Here is a 19,508-nt window from a genome sequence, read left to right on the forward strand (position 1 = left end):
GTTCTGGAGAGCTCCGCCGTTGTGTTTCGGCGCAGGCGCGCCGGTTCGCGAGCAAGCTCGCTCCTACGGGTAAAGCCGGTCCGTTCTTCGTAGGAGCGAGCTTGCTCGCGAACCCGCATGGCACGCACCATCCGGTATCTACGAATGGCACCCCGATCTTCCGCGGAATTGGCTGTTGGTCGGCCAACTCGCAAGGCGTAGCGTGAATCCCACGACCTGACTGCTCGAGGATTCCCCCATGCGCCCATCCACTTCCCTGAAATGCCTCCTCGCCGGCTTCGGCCTGGCGCTGAGCCTGCCGCTCTTCGCCCACGATGCCACCCAGGAAAAGATCGAAGTCCAGCAGGAGCAGAAGCTCCCCGACGCCGCAGGCAAGAAAGGCCTGATGATCACGGTTGCCTACGAACCCGGGCAGTCCTCCGGTGCCCATGTGCACAGCGGTTCCGTGTTCGCCTATGTGCTCGAGGGTGCCGTGATTTCCCAGCTGGAAGGGCAGAAGCCGGTGACCTACCAGGCCGGCCAGTCCTGGTACGAGGCACCGAACACGCCGCACCTGGTGTCGCGCAACGCCAGCGACAAGAAGCCGGCCAAACTGCTGGTGTGGATGCTGCTGGACGAGGGCGCGCCGGTGCTGACGCCGCTGAAGAAGTAGCTCCCCGAAATGAAGAACCCCGCCCATCGGCGGGGTTCTCGTTCAGGCGCGGAGGATCACTGCGCCGCGCCCGGCACCTTGCGCGGGGCCATGAAGAACATCCAGGTCAGCGCCAGGAAGTACATGGTGGGGATGATGGTGAACAGCACCGCATAGTTGTTGTGGGTGACGGTGAGGATGTAACCGACGATCTGGGTCATGAACATGCCGCCAATCGCCGCGCACATGCCGCCGAAGCCGAACACCGTGCTCATCATATGCTTGGGCGTGTAGTCCATTACCAGGCTCCAGATGTTCGCCGTCCAGGCCTGGTGCGCGCCCACGCCCAGGGCGATGGCGCCCACGGCGATCCACAGGCCGCTGGCCTTGGCGGCGAAGACCACGCCGATGATCGCGCAGGCGCAGATGAACATGGAAAGCAGGCGCGCGTTGATCGCCTTCATGCCGCGGCCGATCAGCCAGGACGAGAGAATGCCGCCGCCGATGCTGCCGAAGTCCGCGGTCAGCCAGATCAGCATCAGCGGGATGCCCATCTGGGTCACGCTGATGCCCAGGCCGTATTGCTGGTTGAGGAAGGGCGGCAGCCAGTAGAGGTAGAACCAGAACACCGGCGCGGTCAGCGAAAGGGCCACGGCGAAGGCCCAGGTGCCACGCATGCGCAGCACGGCGGAGAAGGGCACGCGCTCGGCCGGCGGCTCGTTGGCCTCCTGAATGTAATCCAGCTCGCTCTGCCTGACGGTGGGGTGCTCTTCGGGGTTGAAGTACTTCAGGCTCCACAGCACGACCCAGATGAACCCCAGCGCGCTCATGCACAGGAACGCCGCCTGCCAGCCCCAGGCTGCGAGGATCAGCGGCAGCAGGGCGGGAGTGACCATGGCACCGACGTTGGTGCCGGCGTTGAAGATGCCGGTGGCCATGGCCCGCTCGCCGGCAGGGAACCACAGCCGCGTGGTCTTCACGCAGGCCGGGTAGTTGGCCGCCTCGGTCAGGCCGAGGATGAAGCGGCAGACCATGAAGCCGGCCGCCGAACTGGCCAGGCCGTGGGCACCGGTGGCGAAGCTCCACAGCAATACGGCGAAGAAGAACGCGCGCTTCACCCCGATACGGTCGATCAGCCGGCCCTGCAGGACGAAGCCGATGGCATAGCCGACCTGGAACCAGAAGTTGATGTTGGCGTAGTCCATGGCCGTCCAGGCCATCTTCTCGGCGAGCACCGGCTGCATCACGCCCAGCGCAGCGCGGTCGATGTAGTTCAGGGTGGTGGCGAAGAACACCAGGGCGAGCATGCCCCAGCGCACCTTGCCGACGGCCATGGCGCCACGCACCTTGCCGAAGAAGGAAGAACCGTGCGGAGCGGCCGCAGCAAGGGGAGCGGATTGCGTATGGATCATGATCGGGGCCATCCGTTATCGGGCTGACGCGCAGCCTCAGGAATTATTGTCGTGCCGCAGGCGCTCCGCGTGGCCCACCGCTAATCGGCGAGGCCTTGGGAAAGACGTGCGGTGGCTGGCGAAAATCAGTGCGCGCGATGGCGCCCGAGCAGGCTGCACTGGCCTGGCATCAGGTGGGCCAGGACGGTTTGCGGATGACGGATGGAGGCGGCGAGGCGAGGTTGAGGGATGTACATGAGCATTTACCCGTTCTTGAAATTGTTATGGATGACACGCAGGCCATCTCGCAGCGGCTGTCGGTGTTACGGGGATTGAGGCAGGTCCCCGGCGAGCCGGATTGCGTCGACGTGGCTAAATCTTGAGCAGCGGCCGGAACAGCGTCAATTCGATAAACGGCCTTTGGTTCGGTAATCGAACACAAAACTAACCAGTTAGTACACTTTAAATTGCCGGCATCCCGGACCGCCAGAATAATCAGACTCAGCCGGAGACCGATTCCAACAAGCCCCTCACCACGCCCGGCAGGAGTCCAGAGATGCAACGTTCGATCGCTACCGTTTCCTTGAGCGGAACCCTGCCGGATAAACTCGAAGCCATCGCCGCCGCCGGTTTCGACGGCGTGGAAATCTTCGAGAACGATCTCCTCTATTACGGCGGCAGCCCGCGCGAAGTCCGCCGCCGGTGCGCCGACCTGGGGCTGGCGATCACCCTGTTCCAGCCGTTCCGTGACTTCGAAGGCTGCCGCCGCGATCGCCTGCCGCGCAACCTCGACCGCCTGGAGCGCAAGTTCGACCTGATGCAGGAACTGGGCACCGACCTGGTGCTGATGTGCAGCAACGTCGCCACCGACTCTCTGGGCGAGCGCGAATTCCTCCTCGAAGACCTCGGCCTGGCCGCCGAGCGTGCGGGTGCGCGCGGCCTGCGCGTGGGCTATGAAGCCCTGGCCTGGGGTCGCCACGTCAACACCTGGCAGGAGGTCTGGGGCCTGGTACGCGAGGTGAACCACCCGGCGCTGGGGGTGATCCTCGACAGCTTCCACACGCTGTCGCTGAAGGGCGACCCGGCCGGCATCGCGCAGATTCCAGGGGAGAAGATCTTCTTCGTGCAGATGGCTGATGCGCCGATCCTGGCCATGGACGTACTGGAGTGGAGCCGGCATTTCCGCAATTTCCCCGGGCAGGGCGAGTTCGACCTGCCGGGCTTCCTCGCGCCGATCCTGAAAAGCGGCTATCGCGGCCCGCTGTCGCTGGAAATCTTCAACGATGGTTTCCGTGCTGCGCCGCCACGCGCCAACGCCGCCGATGGCCTGCGCTCGCTGCTCTATCTCGAGGAGAAGACCCGTGCCCGCCTCGAAAGTGAAGGCACGCCGAAGGAACAACTCGACTGCCTGTTCGCGCCGCCGCCGGCCAGCCAACTGGACGGTGTGGAATTCCTCGAATTCGCTGTCGATGAAGCCCTGGGGGCGCGGCTGGGCAACTGGCTGGAGCGCCTGGGCTTCGCCCGCGCTGGCGAACACCGTTCCAAGGCGGTGAGTCTGCTTCGCCAGGGCGATATCAATATCGTGCTCAACGCCGAGCCCTATTCGTTCGGCCACAGCTTCTTCGAGGCCCACGGCCCGTCGCTGTGCGCCACCGCCTTGCGCGTGCGCGATGCCGCCAGTGCGCTGGAGCGCGCCCAGGACTACAAGGGCCAGCCGTATCGCGGGCTGGTCGGCCCCAACGAGCGGGAGATTCCCGCCGTGCGTGCGCCGGACGGCAGCCTTATTTACTTGGTTGAAGAGCACCTCGCCGAAGAGCGCGCCACCGGGCAGACCATCTACGACATCGATTTCCGCCTGGACCCGGACTCCAGGCCCAGCGGCCAACTGCAGCGCATCGACCACATGGCCATGGCCCTGCCGGCAGACGGGCTGGACAGCTGGGTGCTGTTCTACAAGGGGTTGTTCGACTTCGAGGCCGACGACGAAGTGGTGCTGCCCGACCCCTATGGCCTGGTGAAGAGCCGTGCCTTGCGCAGCGCCAACGGCAGCGTGCGGTTGCCGCTGAACATCTCGGAGAATCGCAACACGGCGATCTCCCACGCGCTGTCGAGCTATCGCGGCTCCGGTGTCCATCACATTGCCTTCGCCTGCGAGGACATCTTCGCCGAGGTGGCGCGGGCCAAGGACGCCGGCGTGCCGCTGCTGGAAATCCCGCTCAACTATTACGACGACCTCGCGGCGCGTTTCGATTTCGACGACGAATTCCTCAGCGAGCTGGCCTACTTCAATGTGCTCTACGACCGCGACGGCAGCGGCGGCGAGCTGTTCCACGTGTACACCGAACCGTTCGAAGAGCGTTTCTTCTTCGAGATCATCCAGCGTCGCCGCGGCTATGCCGGCTACGGCGCGGCCAACGTCGCCGTGCGCCTGGCGGCCATGGCCCAGGCGCGCAACGGCACCACGCGGCGGCCGAAGGTCTGAGCCGCTGCGCTTTGCCTGAAGGACGCGCGGGCGCATAATCCGCGCATCCTTTCACCGCAAACCGGCGCCCCTGGCGCCGGTCAGACGATCTCTCGCCATGACCGACAGCGCCACCCAGCCGATTCCCGCCGAAGCCACCCGCCGGGGCCGCAAGAACAATCCGGAGAAGACCCGCGAGGACATTCTCCAGGCGGCCATCGTCGAGTTCGTCCAGCAGGGCCTTTCCGGCGCGCGGGTGGATGCCATCGCCGAGCGCATGAACACCTCGAAGCGGATGATCTACTACTACTTCGGCAGCAAGGATCAGCTCTACCAGGCCGTGCTGGAGAAGCTCTATGGCGACATCCGCGGCACCGAGCAGACCCTGCACCTGGCCGAGCTGGAGCCGCTGGAGGCCATGCGCCGGCTGGTGGATTTCACCTTCGACCACCATGATCGCAACGTGGATTTCGTGCGTATCGTCAGCATTGAGAACATCCACTACGGCCAGTTCGCCGCAGGGTCCGAGGCGATCCGCTCGATGAACAGCAACATCCTGCGCACCATCGAGGACATCCTCCAGCGCGGCGCTGCCAGCGGTGCCTTCCGCGCCGGGTTGCCGGCGATCGATGTGCACATGCTGATCAGTGGGTTCTGCTTCTATCGCGTGTCCAACCGCCATACCGTGGGCTCGCTGTTCCAGGTCGAGTTGGAAGACCCGGCGATCAAGGCGCGGCACAAGGACATGATCGTCGAGGCGGTGTTGCGCTACGTGCAGCCATAGGCCGGTATGTTGCGATGCAGAGGCTGGGGTAGGAGCGGACTTCGTCCGCGATCGACTCATCGCCGCTCAGATCGACCATGAAGCTGGGCAAACCGATCGCGGACGGAGTCCGCTCCTACGCTCCATGGAAAATCACATCGCTGCGAAATGCGCCAGCATCCTTTCGGCATCCGCCTCCAGGCCGCTGAACAACTCGAACGCTTTCACCGCCTGGAACACCGCCATGTTGCCGCCATCCAGCGTGCGGCAGCCTAGACGGCGAGCATGCCTCAACAGCTCGGTCTCCAGCGGGAAGTAGATGATCTCCGCCACCCACAGGCGGGCGTGCAGCAGTTCCAGCGGCAATGGCGCACCGGGCAGCTTGGCCATGCCCACCGGCGTGGTGTTGACCAGCCCGTCAGCCTCGGCGACCGCGCAGGCCAGGTCATGACCAACCCGCGCGCGCTGACCGCCAAAGTGGGCGTTGAGGTTGTCCACCAACGCCTGGGCGCGGGCCGAGTCCACTTCGAAGATCGTCAGTTGCCGCACCCCTTCGCTGAGCAGCGCGTGCGCCACAGCTGCACCGGCACCTCCTGCGCCCAGTTGCACCACACGTTCGCGCGGTGCATCGCTGAGGTTGCGCCGGAAGCCTTCGGCAAAGCCCAGGCAGTCCGTGTTATGGCCAATGCGCTTGCCATCGCGAAGCACCACGGTATTCACCGCACCGATGCCGCGCGCCTCGTCGGACAGCTCATGCAGCAGCCCAATCACTGCCTGCTTGCAGGGAAAGGTGATGTTCAGCCCGGTGTAGCCCATGCGTTCGGCAGCAGCGAGCAGGTCGGGCAGGGCGCCGGCATCGACGCCGAGGCTATCCAGGTCGATCAGCCGATAGAGATAGCGCAGCCCCTGGGAGTCGCCTTCGCGCTCGTGCAGGGCGGGAGTGCGCGAAGCCTGGATGCCGGCGCCGATCAGACCGGCCAGCACGGTGCGGTAGTCGTTCATGGCACTCACCCCTCAAGCAATTTGGCGAAGTGCTGGATGCCAGCGCGGTAGCCGTCGCTGCCCAGCCCTGCGATGACGCCCACGGCGACAGCGGAGACGAACGAGTGCTGCCGGAACTCCTCGCGCTTGTGCACATTAGACAGGTGCACCTCGATCACCGGCAGCTCCACGGCGGCCAGCGCATCGCGAATGGCCACCGAGGTATGCGTCCAGGCGGCGGGGTTGATCAGGATGCCGGCGCAGCGACCGCGCGCCTGGTGGATCCAGTCGATCAATTGGCCTTCGTGGTTGGTCTGGCGGAACTCGATTTCCAGGCCATTTTCGGCAGCAGTGTGCTGGCAGAGCGCTGTGATGTCGTCGAGGGTTTCGTGGCCGTAGGTGGCCGGCTCGCGGGTGCCGAGCAGGTTGAGGTTCGGCCCGTTGAGCACGAGCAGGGTATGGGGCATGGGAAGGGGCTCCGTTGTTCTTGTATGGCCATGATGGAAAGGCCTGTCGAAGCAAAATGTACCAAATAGTTAATTTGGTCAATGTGAGCGATGACCAAGGTAACTTGTGGCGAAAATCGAGTGAGAGTGCCTAATGCGAAGGTAACGTCGGGGAATGCCTCGGTTGCACGCCCGATGAGAAGAGGCCTGGAAATCCACAATCCGTGCGGTGATCGACCATGGGTAGGAGCGGACACGTCCGCGATCGGTTCAAGACCGCGGAGAACTTCCAAGCAGCACAATCCCTGTAGGAGCGAGCTTGCTCGCGAACGATCTACGCAGCGGTACAACGGGTTCGCGAGCAAGGACTAGGCGTCCCCCTCGGTCCTACGAAAAGCCGACCGACAAAAAAAGACCCGCCAGGCGGCGGGTCAGGGGAGGGTGACGCTGGATTCAGATGTGCAGTGCATGCCCCAGTGCGCGCAGGGCTGCTTCCTGCACCGCTTCGCCGAGGGTCGGGTGGGCGTGTATGGTGCCGGCGATGTCTTCCAGGCAGGCGCCCATTTCCAGGGACTGCACAAAGGCCGTGGACAACTCGGAGACTGCCTTGCCTACCGCCTGCCAGCCGAGGATCAGGTGGTTGTCCTTGCGCGCCACCACGCGGACGAAGCCGTCGCTGGATTCCAGGGTCATGGCGCGACCGTTGGCGGCGAACGGGAAGCTCGAGGCCAGCACTTCGTGTCCCGCGGCCTGTGCCTGTTCCGGCGACAGTCCGACCACCACCACTTCCGGATCGGTGAAGCACACCGCCGGGATGGCCGTGGGGGTGAAGGCGCGACGTTTGCCGGCAATGATCTCGGCGACCATCTCGCCCTGCGCCATGGCGCGGTGGGCCAGCATGGGCTCGCCAGCAATGTCGCCGATCGCCCAGACGTCGCGCATGGAGGTGCGGCATTGGTCGTCGATCTGCACGGCGCGGCCGTTCATGTCCAGGCGCAGGGTGTCGAGGTTCCAGCCCGCGGTGTTGGGGTGACGGCCAACGGCAACCAGTACCTGGTCGGTTTCGATCACTCGTTGCGAGCCCGCGCCGTCCTGCACGCGCAGGCCTTTGCCGTCCGGCTCCAGGCCCATCACGCTGTGGCCCAGGTACAGTTCGATGCCGAGCTTTCGCAGCGAGTTGGCGACCGGCTTGGTCAGTTCCTCGTCATAGGTCGGCAGGATGCGCGGCTGCGCTTCCACCACCGTGACCTCAACCCCCAGCTTGCGGTAGGCGGTACCCAGTTCCAGGCCGATATAGCCGCCACCAACCACTGCCAGGCGCTTGGGCAGCGTCTTCGGTGCCAGCGCCTCGGTGGAGGAGATGACATTGCCGCCCACCGGCAGGAACGGCAGCTCGACGGATTTCGAACCGGCCGCCAGCAGCAGGTGCTCGGTGTGGATGTGCTGGGTGCCGCCTTCGGTGAGATCGACCTCCACGGTCTTGCCGTCGACGATCTTCGCCCAGCCATTGACCACGGTGACGCCGTGCTTCTTGAGCAGCGCGGCGACGCCGGTGGTCAGGCGGTCGACGATGCCGTCCTTCCATTCCACGGTGCGCTGGATGTCGATGCTCGGCGCCTGCACGCTGATGCCCAGCGGCGACTTGCCGGCGAACTCGCGGGTCTTGAGGTATTCCTCGGCGGCGTGGATCAGGGCTTTCGAGGGAATGCAGCCGATGTTCAGGCAGGTACCGCCGAGGGCAGCGCCCTCCACCAGTACGGTGCGGATGCCCAACTGGCCGGCGCGGATCGCCGCGACATAACCGCCGGGGCCGCCACCGATCACCAGCAGGGTGGTTTCGAGAGTCTGGTTCTGTTTCACGTCTCTGGCTCCACTCATCAGTCGATGAACAGGGTGGCGGGATGTTCGAGCAGGGCACGCACGGCCTGGATGAAGGCCGCCGCGTCCATGCCGTCGACCACCCGATGATCGAAGGACGAGGACAGGTTCATCATCTTGCGCACGATGATCTGCCCGTTGATCACCATGGGCCGCTCGACCATGCGGTTGACCCCGACGATTGCCACTTCCGGGTAATTGATCACCGGTGTGCTGACGATCCCGCCGAGCGCGCCGAGGCTGCTCAGGGTGATGGTCGAGCCGGACAGTTCCTCGCGGCTGGCCTTGCCGTGGCGCGCAGCTTCGGCGAGGCGCGCGACTTCTGCGGAGTTGCCCCACAGGTCGCGGGATTCGGCATTGCGCAGCACCGGCACCATCAGGCCGTTGTCGCTCTGGGTGGCGACGCCCAGGTGCACCGCGCCGTAGCGGGTGATCACGTCGGCATCGTCGTCATAGCGCGCGTTGAGCTGCGGGAAGTCGCGCAGGGCGACGACCATGGCGCGGGCGATGAAGGGCAGCAGGGTGAGCTTGCCGCGCGCCGCGCTGTGCTTGGTGTTGAGGTGGACGCGCAGGGCCTCCAGATCGGTGACGTCGATTTCCTCGACGTAGCTGAAGTGCGGGATGCGCCGCTTGGCCTCGGCCATCTTCTGCGCGATCTTGCGACGCAGGCCGATCACCGGGATCTGGTGTTCGTCATGGCGCGCGGCGTAGCCGGAGGCGATGGTCGCGCCGCCATGTTCGAGGAAGTGCTCCAGGTCTTCACGCAGGATGCGTCCGGCCGGACCACTGCCCTGGACGAACTGCAGCTCCACACCCAGATCGCGGGCGCGCTGGCGTACCGCTGGCGAAGCCAGCGGCTTCTCGCCCGGCGCGCGGCGCGGGGCCGGCGACGGGGCAGGGCGCGCGGCCGGGGCGACCGGTTTGCTCTCCACGCGCGGTACGGGTTTGGGCGCTTCGGCTGCCGGTTCAGGCTTGGCCGCCGGCTGGGCCGCTGCTGCTTCGTGGGACTTGGGCTGCGCAGCTTCCCTGTGGTTGCCGTGGCCTTCGACTTCCAGGCGGATCAGCTCGCCACCCACGGCCATGACCTGGCCGGGCACGCCGCCCAGGGCGAGAATCCTGCCAGCCACCGGCGAGGGAATTTCCACGGTGGCCTTGTCGGTCATGACTTCCGCCAGCAACTGGTCCTCATGGACCTCGTCGCCGACCTGGACATGCCACTCCACCAGCTCGACCTCGGCAATGCCTTCGCCGATGTCCGGCATCTTGATGACGTGAGTGCCCATTCAGACCTCCATGGCGCGCTTGAAGGCCGCGCCGACGCGAGCGGGGCCGGGGAAGTAGTCCCATTCCTGGGCGTGCGGGTAGGGCGTGTCCCAACCGGTGACGCGGGCAATCGGGGCTTCGAGGTGGTGGAAGCAGTTCTCCTGCACCAGCGACATCAGCTCGGCGCCGTAGCCGCAGGTACGCGTGGCCTCGTGGACGATGACGCAGCGGCCGGTCTTCTTCACCGACTCGACGATGGTGTCCAGGTCCAGCGGCCAGAGGCTGCGCAGGTCGATGATCTCGGCGTCGATGCCGGTTTCCTCGGCGGCGGTCTGGGCCACATAGACGGTGGTGCCGTAGGTCAGCACGGTCAGCTCGGAGCCGGGGCGGGCGATGGCGGCCTTGTCCAGCGGCACGCTGTAGTAACCCTCGGGCACCTGACTGGCCGGGTGCTTGGACCAGGGGGTCACCGGCCGGTCGTGGTGGCCGTCGAACGGGCCGTTATACAGGCGCTTGGGCTCGAGGAAGATCACCGGGTCGTCGTTCTCGATGCAGGCGATCAGCAGGCCCTTGGCGTCATAGGGGTTGGACGGCATGACGGTACGCAGGCCGCAGACCTGGGTGAACATCGCCTCCGGGCTCTGGCTGTGCGTCTGCCCGCCGTAGATGCCGCCGCCGCAAGGCATGCGCACCACCATGGGCACGGTGAAGTCGTTCACCGAGCGGTAGCGGATGCGCGCCGCCTCGGACACCAACTGGTCGGTGGCCGGGTAGACGTAGTCGGCGAACTGGATTTCCACCACCGGGCGCAGGCCGTAGGCGCCCATGCCGACGGCGGCGCCGATGATGCCGCTTTCGGAGATCGGTGCGTCGAACACCCGCGAGGTGCCGTATTTTTTCTGCAGGCCCTCGGTGCAGCGGAAGACGCCGCCGAAGTAGCCGACGTCCTGGCCGAATACCACGACGTTGTCGTCGCGTTCGAGCATCACGTCCATGGCCGAGCGCAGCGCCTGGATCATGGTCATGCTGGTGACCGCCTGGGCGTTCTCGTGTTGCGGGTTCATGGCATTCATACCCCAAGCTCCTGGCGCTGCCGGCGCAGGTGTTCCGGCAGGTCCTTGTAGACGTCGTCGAACAGGTTGGCGGCGCTGAACACGTGGCCATCCACCAGGGAACCGTGGCGCTCGGCTTCTTTCTGCGCGGCGATCACTTCAGCTTCCAGTTCCTTCTTCAGCGCCTCGTGCTGGTCGTCGGACCAGATGCCGAGGCCGATCAGGTGCTGTTTCAGGCGGGCGATGGGATCGCCGAGGGGGAAGTTGGTCCAGTCGTCGGCGGGGCGGTACTTGGACGGATCGTCCGAGGTGGAGTGCGGGCCGGCGCGATACGTGACCCACTCGATCAGGCTTGGGCCATGGCCACGCCGGGCGCGCTCGGCGGCCCACTGCGAGGCGGCGTAGACGGCGAGGAAGTCGTTGCCGTCGACCCGCAGCGAGGCGATGCCGCAACCCACGCCACGGTTGGCGAAGGTGGTGCCTTCACCGCCGGCGATGGCCTGGAAGGTGGAGATCGCCCACTGGTTGTTGACCACGTTGAGGATCACCGGCGCGCGGTAAACGTGGGCGAAGGTGAGGGCGGTGTGGAAGTCGGACTCGGCGGTGGCGCCGTCGCCGATCCAGGCGGACGAGATCTTGGTGTCGCCCTTGATCGCCGAGGCCATGCCCCAGCCGACAGCCTGGATGAACTGGGTGGCAAGGTTGCCGGAAATCGAGAAGAAGCCCTTCTCGCGGCTGGAGTACATGATTGGCAGCTGGCGGCCCTTGAGTGGGTCCTGCTCGTTGGAGAGCAGCTGGCAGATCATGTCCTTGAGCGGGTAGTCGCGGGTGATCAGGATGCCTTGCTGACGGTAGGTCGGGAAGGTCATGTCGCCGTCGCGCAACGCCATGGTGTGGGCGGTGGCGATGGCCTCTTCGCCCAGGCACTGCATGTAGAAGGACATCTTCTTCTGGCGCTGGGCGGTGAGCATGCGCGCGTCGAAGATGCGCGTCTTGAGCATCAGGCGCATGCCGCGCAGCAATTGCTCGTGGCTCAGCTCCGGGGCCCAGGGGCCAACGGCGTTGCCGTCCTCGTCGAGCACGCGCACCAGGCTGAAGGCCAGGTCGGTGGTCTGCGCCGGTTCGACGTCGATGGCGGGCTTGCGTACCTCGCCGGCGGGCGAAAGATGCAGGTAGGAGAAGTCGGTCTTGCAGCCTGGGCGTCCGGTGGGTTCGGGGACGTGCAGGCGGAGTGGGGCGTAGTCGGTCATGGCGGGTCTCCAGTTGTGATCGTGGGTGTGGATCAGCAGACGGAAGAAGCCAGGCCTGGCGGGCGCACCCGGCCGGGTAGGGCTACGGTGCAGGTGCCGCGCGGGGTCGCGAGGCGGGTGGTGACATCACTCATGGTGAGGTCCTCGGTTGTTGTAGTTGTGGTTTCAGTATAGGTGTGACCGATTGGTTTTTTGCTCCAAATTGACTAGGTCTGAGCTTACGGATTAGTGTGTTTGCACTATAAAAACAGCGCTGAGTAGTACGATAGAAAATGGCTGATCTAGACCGCACCGACCTGAAAATCCTCCGCGCCCTGGCCGACGATGGCCGGCTTTCCTGGCGCGATCTGGCGCAGAACATCGGCCTGTCGCTGACCCCGACGCTACGCCGGGTCCGGCGCCTGGAAGAGGAGCACTACATCCAGGGCTATTTCGCACGGCTGGACGAGGAGCGCCTGTCCGGCGGCATGAGCGTGTTCGTCTCGGTATCCCTGGAAAAACAGACCGGCGACTACCTCGCACGGTTCGAAGAACGCATCGTTCAGGCGCCGCAGGTGATGAGCTGTTTCCAGATGACTGGCGATGCGGACTACATGCTGCGTGTGGTGGTGAAGGACCTGTCGGCGTACCAGCTGTTCCTCACCAACACCCTGACGCAGATTCCCGGCGTGGCGGGGATCAAGTCGGCGTTCGCGCTGAAGTCGGTGATGCTGCGCTCTGCGCCGCCGATCTGAGTCCGCAGTCAGGGCGCGAATCCAATAGGCCCATTGCGGGCCGTCCGGTTGACGGTAGGAGCGAGCTTGCTCGCGAACCTGCGGCGACCCGCTCGCGGATGAATCCGCTCCTACCTGAAATATCGCGCCGGGGCGCCCTCTCCCCCCCCTCTCCCTGAAGGGAGAGGGAGCCGCCCGTGCCGGCTGACGCTTTGGATTCAGCCTGCACCATACGGTCCCCTCTCCCTTCGGAGCGGGGCGCGTAGCCAGGGTTAGGGAGAGGGAGTCACCGGCACGGACTTTCAGAGAAAGACAGTTGCTCCTACAGCAGTGGCACCTCTTCCGCGCGGGCGTAGGAGCGGACTCCGTCCGCGATGGCTCGCCGCAGGCACTGAAACATCGGCGAAGTGCGGTTCGCGAGCAAGCTCGCTCCTACGACGAGCGCCACGGGCCTGTGAATCAGCCGTTTCGGCGGAACTGCTCCCGATACTGAGTCGGCGTCACCCCAAGACGCTGGGTGAACACCAGCCGCATCCGCGCCGCGCTGCCGAAACCGCAGCGCCAGGCGATCACTTTCAGCGCCAGGTCACTGCCTTCGAGCAATCCGCGCGCCGCGTCGATGCGGGCGCGCTGGACGAACTCGGCCGGCGTCACGCCCGCCTCGCGTACGAAGGTGCGGGCAAAACTGCGCGGGCTCATGCTTACTTCGGCGGCCAGTTGCGGTACGCCCAGGGGTTGATCGAGGTGTTCCTGCACGTAGCGCTGGATGCGCGCTATCGGCGAAGTCTCATCGGCCGGCGCCTGCAGGAAGGGGCTGAACTGCGACTGCCCGCCCTGACGCTGCGCTACCACCAGCAGCCGTTTCGCCACCGACAGCGCCACTGCTGCGCCGTGGTCCTCGGCGACCAGAGCAAGCGCCAGGTCAATGCCGGCGGTCACGCCCGCCGAGGTTACCAACGCACCATCGCGGACGTGGATGCGATCAGGCTCCACCAGCGCCTGCGGGAACAGCTGGGCCAGTCGTCGCGCATCGCTCCAGTGGGTCGTCACGCGCTTGCCGTCCAGCAGCCCGGCATGGCCGAGGAGAAAGGCCCCGGTGCATATCGACCCATGCCGCGGGGCACGGGCACAAGCCGCGCGCAGCCAGTCGAGCAACTCGCTGGAGGGTACTTCGTCCGGCAGCCAGGGCCCGCCCGGCACCAGCAGGATATCCGTCGCTGCGTCACGCTGGTCGATGCTGACATCGGCACCGAGCAATTGCCCGTTGGAAGCGCGTAAGGGGAGGGGCGATGCGGCGAGGGTAACCACCTGGTAACCCGCGCCGGCCGGCACGAAGGCATTGGCCTCGGCGAATACGTCCAGCGGCCCGGAAACATCCAGCGCCTGCACGCCGGGGAACAGCAGCATGGCCACGCGCTTCATGGCGCCTCCCGATCTGATCGATGGCGCTCATTCTTGCGGCGGAACGCCCTGGCTGCAATCGACCAATGGGTACGAATGCTGCCATTCTGGCAACGGAAGGCGCCACAATCACAGGCGATGGCGCAGCCGCAAGGCAATATTGTTGCGTGAACTGAAGAAATGCATTGTCGAAGTCGATCTGTGTAGGAAAGGTCTCATCGGCTAGATTTATGGCAGTGGGCCACGATCGACGCGACCCGCGTGATCCCTGAGGTTCCTGCCATGAAATCCACTCTTCGTGCCCTGTTTGCCATCCCCGCCTTGCTGCTGACCTTCAGCGCTTTCGCCGACGAGGCGGCCGTGTACCACTACGGCATGCCGCTGGACGTAGCCAAGGTGCTGAGCATCTCCCAACCCAACGAGCGCTGCGAAGTCAGCCAGGCCACCATGGTCTACCTGGACTCCCAGGGCCAGCAGCACACCGTCAAGTACCTGCGCCAGACCCCGCGCTGCAGCGACATCTGAGTCAGGCGCGGAACTGCTCCACCAATCCCTGCTGCCGGCTGGCCAGATCGTTCAGGGAGCGACTGGCGCTGGCGGCTTGCTGCGCCTGATCGGAAATGGTCTGGGTCACGTCGCGGATGCCGGCGATGTTGCGGTTGATCTCCTCGGCGACGCTGCTCTGTTCCTCTGCCGCGCTGGCGATCTGCAGGTTCATCTCGCTGATCAGGTTCACCGCCTCGCCGATCCGGCGCAATGCGTCGATGGCCTGGCGCGCCTGATCGACGTTGCCCTGAGCCTGGGCGAAGCTGCCCTGCATCGCGCTGGTCACTGAGTGGCCGCGAGCCTGCAGGTTCTCGATCACCTCGCGAATCTCCTCTACCGATTCCTGGGTGCGCCTGGCCAGCCCGCGCACTTCGTCCGCGACCACGGCGAAACCGCGCCCGGCATCACCAGCGCGCGCCGCTTCGATGGCGGCGTTGAGGGCCAGCAGGTTGGTCTGCGCGGCGATGCCACAGATGACCTCGAGGATCGAGCCGATCTGCTCGTTGCTCGCCGCCAGTTGCTGCAACTCGGCCATCGCCTGGTTCATCCCGGCGGCCAGCAGATCGATGCCGCTGTTGGTGGCGTCGAGCGTGCGGAAGCCATCGTCGCAGGCCTGTTCCGCCGTACGTGCAGCTTCGGCGGCGCGGGCGGCGCTGCGCGCCGAGTCCTGGGCGGTGGCGGACATCTGCTGGAGCGCCGTGGCGACCATGTCGATCTCGCGGAATTGCTGCTGCATGCCGTCGCTGGTCTGCCGGGCGATCTGCGCCGAGCGGTCGGCCGTGGAGTGCGCCTCGCGGGTTGCCGATTGCACGGCGGCGATGCTCGGCTGCAGCTTGTCGAGGAAGCGGTTGAAGGCGCTGGCCAGGCGGCCCAGTTCGTCGCGGCGCGGGTAGTCGAGGCGGCGGGTGAGGTCGCCTTCGCCGTCGGCGATGTCTTCGAGCATGCGCGCCAGACGCAGGATCGGCCGGCTGATGCCCAGCGCTGTGAGCGCCACCAGCAGCATGCCGAGTAACCCGGCAGCGATGCCGACGCCGGTCTCGAGCGCGGTGCTTTTCCAACGCAGGTCATCCAGCGTGCCCTTGAGGCGTTCCGCCGGGGCGAGCATCACCGCGCGCGGCACGCTGAGCAGGATGCCCCAGGGCGCGGCGTCCGGCACCGGCGCGAGGCTGTGCAGCATGCTGATGGAGTCGCCGTCGTCGTTGGACTGTGAATGCCCGGCGGCAATCTCGGTGAGCACGGCCTTGTCGTCGAACTTCTGTCCCAGCTTCGACGCATCGCCGCTGTCGCTGGCAACCAGGCCATTGGGGCTGAGGATGCGGATGCGGCCCTGACCGTCGAACAGGTTGCGGCTGCCTTCCGCGCTGCTTTGTTGCAGCGCCGCCAGGTCGGTATCGAAGCCCACCGCGGCGATCGCCTTGCCGTTCTCCAGCAGCGGCAGGGTGACGCTGGTGACCAGCCGGCGCTGGCCGGAGGCGTCGTCGAAATACGGGTCGAGCACGCAGGCGCGGGCGTGTTCGGTGGAGCAGGTGAAGAAGGCGTTGTAGGGCTGGCCGCTGGGGCCGGGCGTGGTATCGCCGAGGACCTGCTCGGTGCCGATCACCCGCTGGGTTTGCCCGCCGTTCTGCAGCAGGTAGAGGGCGAAGCGGCCGGTCTCGTTGCTGCCCAGGTCTTCGCGGGCGGCGAACTGGCTGTCGGCGGCGTCCAGTGCATCGGGCCGGAACACCAGGAACAGGCCCAGCAGCTCCGGGTGTGCACCGAGGGTGTCGGCCATCGAATGATTGAGGGCGGTGCGCAGCGCAGCGGGGTCGAGGACACCCTGGTGCTGCTGCGCGCGCAGGGTCTGCACCGTGCGCAATAGCCCTTCACCGAGCAGCAGGTTGTTCTGCAGGCGTTCGCGGATCAGCAGGGCCTGCACCTGGCCCTGGGTTTCCAGGTTGTGCCGCGCGGCAACGGCGAAGAGTTCGCCGCTGTCGTGCGCGATGGTGCGGCTGTCCTGCCGCGCCTGATACAGCGAGAGGCCGATCAGGACGCTGGCGACGAGGATCAGGCAGAGGCCCGCCAGCCAGGTGATACGGCCCTGGATGGACGTCAGGATGCTGGGCATGGCGGGCTCGCTTTCGTTGGATCAGAAGGTGGTGGAGAACAGCAGCTGGCTGTAGAGGTTGCTGTTGTCGTTGCCGATCTGGGTGCCGCCTTCGGCTGCGCTCTTCTTCGGCTGGTACAGGCCCACCAGCGGGATGATCACCAGGTGCTCGTTGATCGCCCACTCGGCGTAGAGGTCCAGCTCGCGGCCGTCGGTGTTGCCCAGGTCGGTGTCCAGGGTGTGGAAGTCGAAGTACTGCGCGCCGATGGAAAGGTTCTCCAGCGGGGTGACCTTGGCGCCGACGTTGTGTACGCGGGTGTTGTTGTTGAACGGGCCGGAGTAGTTGCCCGCCACCTCGCCCTGGAACCAGGTGCCGAAGCCGCGGCTGAAGCCGTAGAAGAGGGTGTCGTAGCCTTCCGAGAAGCGGCTGAAGCGGTAGCTGATATAGGGCTTCCAGGTGACGTCGGAGAAGGTCCAGCCGGCCTCCAGGTACCAGGCGTTGGCGGTGTCGTCGGTGTACTGGGCGTCGCGCTTGTCCTGCCAGGCGTATTCGCCGGAGAGGAACAGGTTCTCCACGCCGGCGTTGCCGGTGCCGCGCAGGCTGTAGGTCTTCATGTCCTTGCGGTCGAGCTGGATGGGCGAGGCGTAGCGCTCGTCGATGTCGGTGACGTCGATGTAGGTCAGGCCGAAGGTCGCTTCCGGGGCAACGTGTTCCAGGGTGGCGACGTACAACTCCGAGTTGGCCTGGGCGCGGTTGTCCGACTTCAGGCGCATCAGGTCGCCGCGCCAGCCTTCCTTGCCGCCGATGCGCAGCACGGCGGTCTCGTCGAAGTCGCGGCGAGCGGCCAGGTAGTAGGCGCCGCCACGGTTGTATTCGCCGTCCGCCAGGCCCTTGCCCATGTTCAGGGCGTCGCCGTCGATCAGGAAGCCGTCGCCGACCACGATGTTCTGGCGGCCAAAGGACAGGTCGATGCCGTCCTCGCCCAGCATCGGGAACAGGCCGGCGGAGCGCCAGCCGGCGTAGGCGTCCTCGATCTTGGTGGTGCGCTCGGAACCGTCGCTGAAGCCCGCAGCGTCGCCATCGCCCCAGGTGCCGGAGCTGAGCAGGTTGAAGGCGCCGTAGGCGGTGCCTGCGCCGCCGAGCTTCTGGTCGCCGCTCAGGCCGTACTTGATGAAGCCTTCCTGCCAGGAGGACGAGCCCTCATCCAGCGTGCCGGTCATGTTGTAGCGTTCCTGGCTGTGGAACAGCCCGAAGGTCGCCGAGAGGTCGGCGTTCAGGTGCGTGTCGTCGGTCGCGTACAGCTCGTAGGCGCTGGCGGAACTGGCCCCGGCGATAAGCAGGGCGAGCAGGGTGGGGCGCAGCACGGCGGCGTGGGTCATGGTGAAGGCATCCGTTTCGTTATTGTCGATTGAGGGGATGTGACTTCTGCCGATGCTAAGTAAGGGCTGGCCCTGTGCCGTTGCTCCTGTCTGCCAAGTGATTGGGTGTGGTTGCCAGATCGGCGAGAGGCTCTCGTGTGTTTTGAAAGACCCTCTCCCCAGCCCTCTCCCTGAAGGGAGAGGGAGCCGCACGTGCCGGCTGCCAGCATGGTTTCATCCTGCACCGAACAGTCCCCTCTCCCTTCAGGGAGAGGGTTAGGGAGAGGGGGCAAGAGCGTCTTCCAGAAAGCTCAGCGCGGGCGCGACATCAGCGAAGGCTGCTCCGCGTACAGGCGCTTGTACAAGGCCGAAAAATGGCTGGAGCTGGCAAACCCCAGGTCCAGCGCCAGGTTCGTGATGCTCTGCTGCGGCTCCTGCTTGAGCCGCCGGCGTGCTTCGGCCAGGCGCAGGCTGAGGAAGAACTGCTGCGGCGTGCTCTGGCAGATCTGCCGGAAGCAGTACTGCAGGGTGCGCTGGCTGGTGTTCAGGCTCTGGCTCAACTCCAGCAACGACAGCGGCTGGGAGAGATCCGCCTGCATGCGCTCGATGGCCGCCAGCACCAGGCGGCGGTGCTGCTGCAGCGAGCGCGGCGCGCCCTCGCGGTCATGACCGGGGAGGATTTCCTCCAGCGCCTGCAGTACATGGCTGAGCACCAGGGCAACGGCGTGGCCGGCCTGCTGCGGGTCTTCGGTGCGCCAGGGTTCGTCTTCGAAGGCAGCGATGGCGTCGCACAGGCTGCGGCGCAGTTCGCCCGCTCCGCTGGCCGAGAGTTGCAGGCGGCGTTGCGAGAGGGCGCGCTCGAACAGCTCGCGCTCCTCGGCGCCGAGCAGGCGTTCGAGCTGCGGCTGGCTGAAGGTCAGGCCGAGCATGTGGATTTCCCCGGCGGCGCAGATTTCCAGCTCGCGGCCGCCTTCGAGCACCAGCAGGGTGTCGTCGTGCAGGGCCTGGCCGTTGAAGCGCGAATCGGCACTGGCGCGCAGGGGAATGCCGATGACCAGGTGGCCGGCGGGCGGCGCCATGTTCTCGTGCAGGTGCAGGTTGGAGTGTTCGTAGATCAGCGAGGCGCCGGGCAACTGCACATGCAGCAGCTCTGCCTGCAGGCGGCCGTGGCCGAGCTGGGTGTAGTCCTGGCTCCAGCCGGCGAGGGCGCAGGCCAGTTCATCGGAGTCGGTTGCCTGGTGGCGGGCTATGCCGGTCATGGCGGTTCACCTCGGTGGTGCGCCGAGTATC

At 65.9% G+C, this 19,508-nt stretch carries 16 protein-coding genes and 1 pseudogene; 5 read left to right on the top strand and 12 right to left on the bottom strand.

The window, feature by feature from the left end:
* Positions 1-238 precede the first annotated feature (238 nt).
* Positions 239-652: a cupin domain-containing protein gene (locus AC2T4A_RS18270; protein ID WP_486741443.1), complete on the top strand. Its 414-nt coding sequence runs from the start codon at positions 239-241 to the stop codon at positions 650-652.
* Positions 653-708: 56 nt separating this feature from the next.
* On the opposite strand, the gene AC2T4A_RS18275 is transcribed toward AC2T4A_RS18270, so the two are convergent.
* On the bottom strand, positions 709-2,043 hold the full coding sequence (locus AC2T4A_RS18275; protein ID WP_486741444.1) for an MFS transporter: 1,335 nt from the start codon (positions 2,041-2,043) through the stop codon (positions 709-711).
* Positions 2,044-2,578: 535 nt separating this feature from the next.
* Between AC2T4A_RS18275 and quiC the strand changes: the two genes are divergently transcribed.
* A complete protein-coding gene (gene quiC / locus AC2T4A_RS18280) occupies positions 2,579-4,504 on the top strand; it encodes a 3-dehydroshikimate dehydratase QuiC (RefSeq protein WP_486741445.1) in 1,926 nt (641 codons plus the stop codon).
* 97 nt (positions 4,505-4,601) lie between these two features.
* Entirely contained in the window at positions 4,602-5,267 is a 666-nt protein-coding gene (locus tag AC2T4A_RS18285; RefSeq protein WP_486741446.1) for a TetR/AcrR family transcriptional regulator, read from the top strand.
* A gap of 132 nt (positions 5,268-5,399) precedes the next feature.
* Here AC2T4A_RS18285 and AC2T4A_RS18290 read toward each other — a convergent pair whose 3' ends face one another.
* From AC2T4A_RS18290 to AC2T4A_RS18315, 6 genes are all read right to left on the bottom strand, one after another.
* Positions 5,400-6,248 (bottom strand): shikimate dehydrogenase, encoded by an 849-nt coding sequence (locus AC2T4A_RS18290; protein ID WP_486741447.1) that lies wholly within the window; start codon positions 6,246-6,248, stop codon positions 5,400-5,402.
* A gap of 5 nt (positions 6,249-6,253) precedes the next feature.
* Entirely contained in the window at positions 6,254-6,694 is a 441-nt protein-coding gene (gene aroQ, locus AC2T4A_RS18295) for a type II 3-dehydroquinate dehydratase (RefSeq protein WP_486741448.1), read from the bottom strand.
* Positions 6,695-7,126: 432 nt separating this feature from the next.
* Positions 7,127-8,533: a dihydrolipoyl dehydrogenase gene (gene lpdA / locus AC2T4A_RS18300; protein WP_486741449.1), complete on the bottom strand. Its 1,407-nt coding sequence runs from the start codon at positions 8,531-8,533 to the stop codon at positions 7,127-7,129.
* Positions 8,534-8,550: 17 nt separating this feature from the next.
* Positions 8,551-9,834, bottom strand: coding sequence for a dihydrolipoamide acetyltransferase family protein (locus AC2T4A_RS18305; protein ID WP_486741450.1), 1,284 nt, complete (start codon positions 9,832-9,834; stop codon positions 8,551-8,553).
* On the bottom strand, positions 9,835-10,887 hold the full coding sequence (locus AC2T4A_RS18310) for an alpha-ketoacid dehydrogenase subunit beta (RefSeq protein WP_017518320.1): 1,053 nt from the start codon (positions 10,885-10,887) through the stop codon (positions 9,835-9,837).
* Positions 10,884-12,116, bottom strand: coding sequence for a 3-methyl-2-oxobutanoate dehydrogenase (2-methylpropanoyl-transferring) subunit alpha (locus AC2T4A_RS18315; RefSeq protein ID WP_205335635.1), 1,233 nt, complete (start codon positions 12,114-12,116; stop codon positions 10,884-10,886). The genes AC2T4A_RS18310 and AC2T4A_RS18315 overlap by 4 nt, the downstream gene beginning before the upstream one ends.
* A gap of 272 nt (positions 12,117-12,388) precedes the next feature.
* Between AC2T4A_RS18315 and AC2T4A_RS18320 the strand changes: the two genes are divergently transcribed.
* The gene (locus tag AC2T4A_RS18320; protein ID WP_024762520.1) at positions 12,389-12,850 is read left to right on the top strand and encodes an Lrp/AsnC family transcriptional regulator; all 462 of its coding nucleotides are present in this window, start codon (positions 12,389-12,391) and stop codon (positions 12,848-12,850) included.
* A gap of 438 nt (positions 12,851-13,288) precedes the next feature.
* On the opposite strand, the gene AC2T4A_RS18325 is transcribed toward AC2T4A_RS18320, so the two are convergent.
* A complete protein-coding gene (locus tag AC2T4A_RS18325; RefSeq protein ID WP_486741451.1) occupies positions 13,289-14,251 on the bottom strand; it encodes a GlxA family transcriptional regulator in 963 nt (320 codons plus the stop codon).
* A 261-nt stretch (positions 14,252-14,512) separates the two neighbouring features.
* On the opposite strand from AC2T4A_RS18325, the gene AC2T4A_RS18330 reads away from it, so the two are divergent.
* A complete protein-coding gene (locus AC2T4A_RS18330) occupies positions 14,513-14,755 on the top strand; it encodes a DUF2790 domain-containing protein (RefSeq protein ID WP_416749520.1) in 243 nt (80 codons plus the stop codon).
* Between the two features lies 1 nt (position 14,756).
* On the opposite strand, the gene AC2T4A_RS18335 is transcribed toward AC2T4A_RS18330, so the two are convergent.
* The 4 genes and pseudogenes from AC2T4A_RS18335 to AC2T4A_RS18350 all read right to left on the bottom strand — a co-directional run bounded on the left by AC2T4A_RS18335 (position 14,757) and on the right by AC2T4A_RS18350 (position 19,477).
* Positions 14,757-15,512, bottom strand: a complete 756-nt coding sequence (locus AC2T4A_RS18335; RefSeq protein WP_416749653.1) for a methyl-accepting chemotaxis protein — start codon at positions 15,510-15,512, stop codon at positions 14,757-14,759.
* A 150-nt stretch (positions 15,513-15,662) separates the two neighbouring features.
* Positions 15,663-16,880 (bottom strand): annotated as a pseudogene (locus AC2T4A_RS18340) (cache domain-containing protein); the annotation flags it as partial.
* Between the two features lie 21 nt (positions 16,881-16,901).
* On the bottom strand, positions 16,902-18,239 hold the full coding sequence (locus AC2T4A_RS18345) for an alginate export family protein (RefSeq protein WP_416749522.1): 1,338 nt from the start codon (positions 18,237-18,239) through the stop codon (positions 16,902-16,904).
* 290 nt (positions 18,240-18,529) lie between these two features.
* Positions 18,530-19,477, bottom strand: a complete 948-nt coding sequence (locus tag AC2T4A_RS18350; RefSeq protein ID WP_416749524.1) for a helix-turn-helix domain-containing protein — start codon at positions 19,475-19,477, stop codon at positions 18,530-18,532.
* Between the last annotated feature and the right edge of the window lie 31 nt (positions 19,478-19,508).

Source organism: Pseudomonas sp. PVC-3-1 (genome assembly GCF_057444315.1).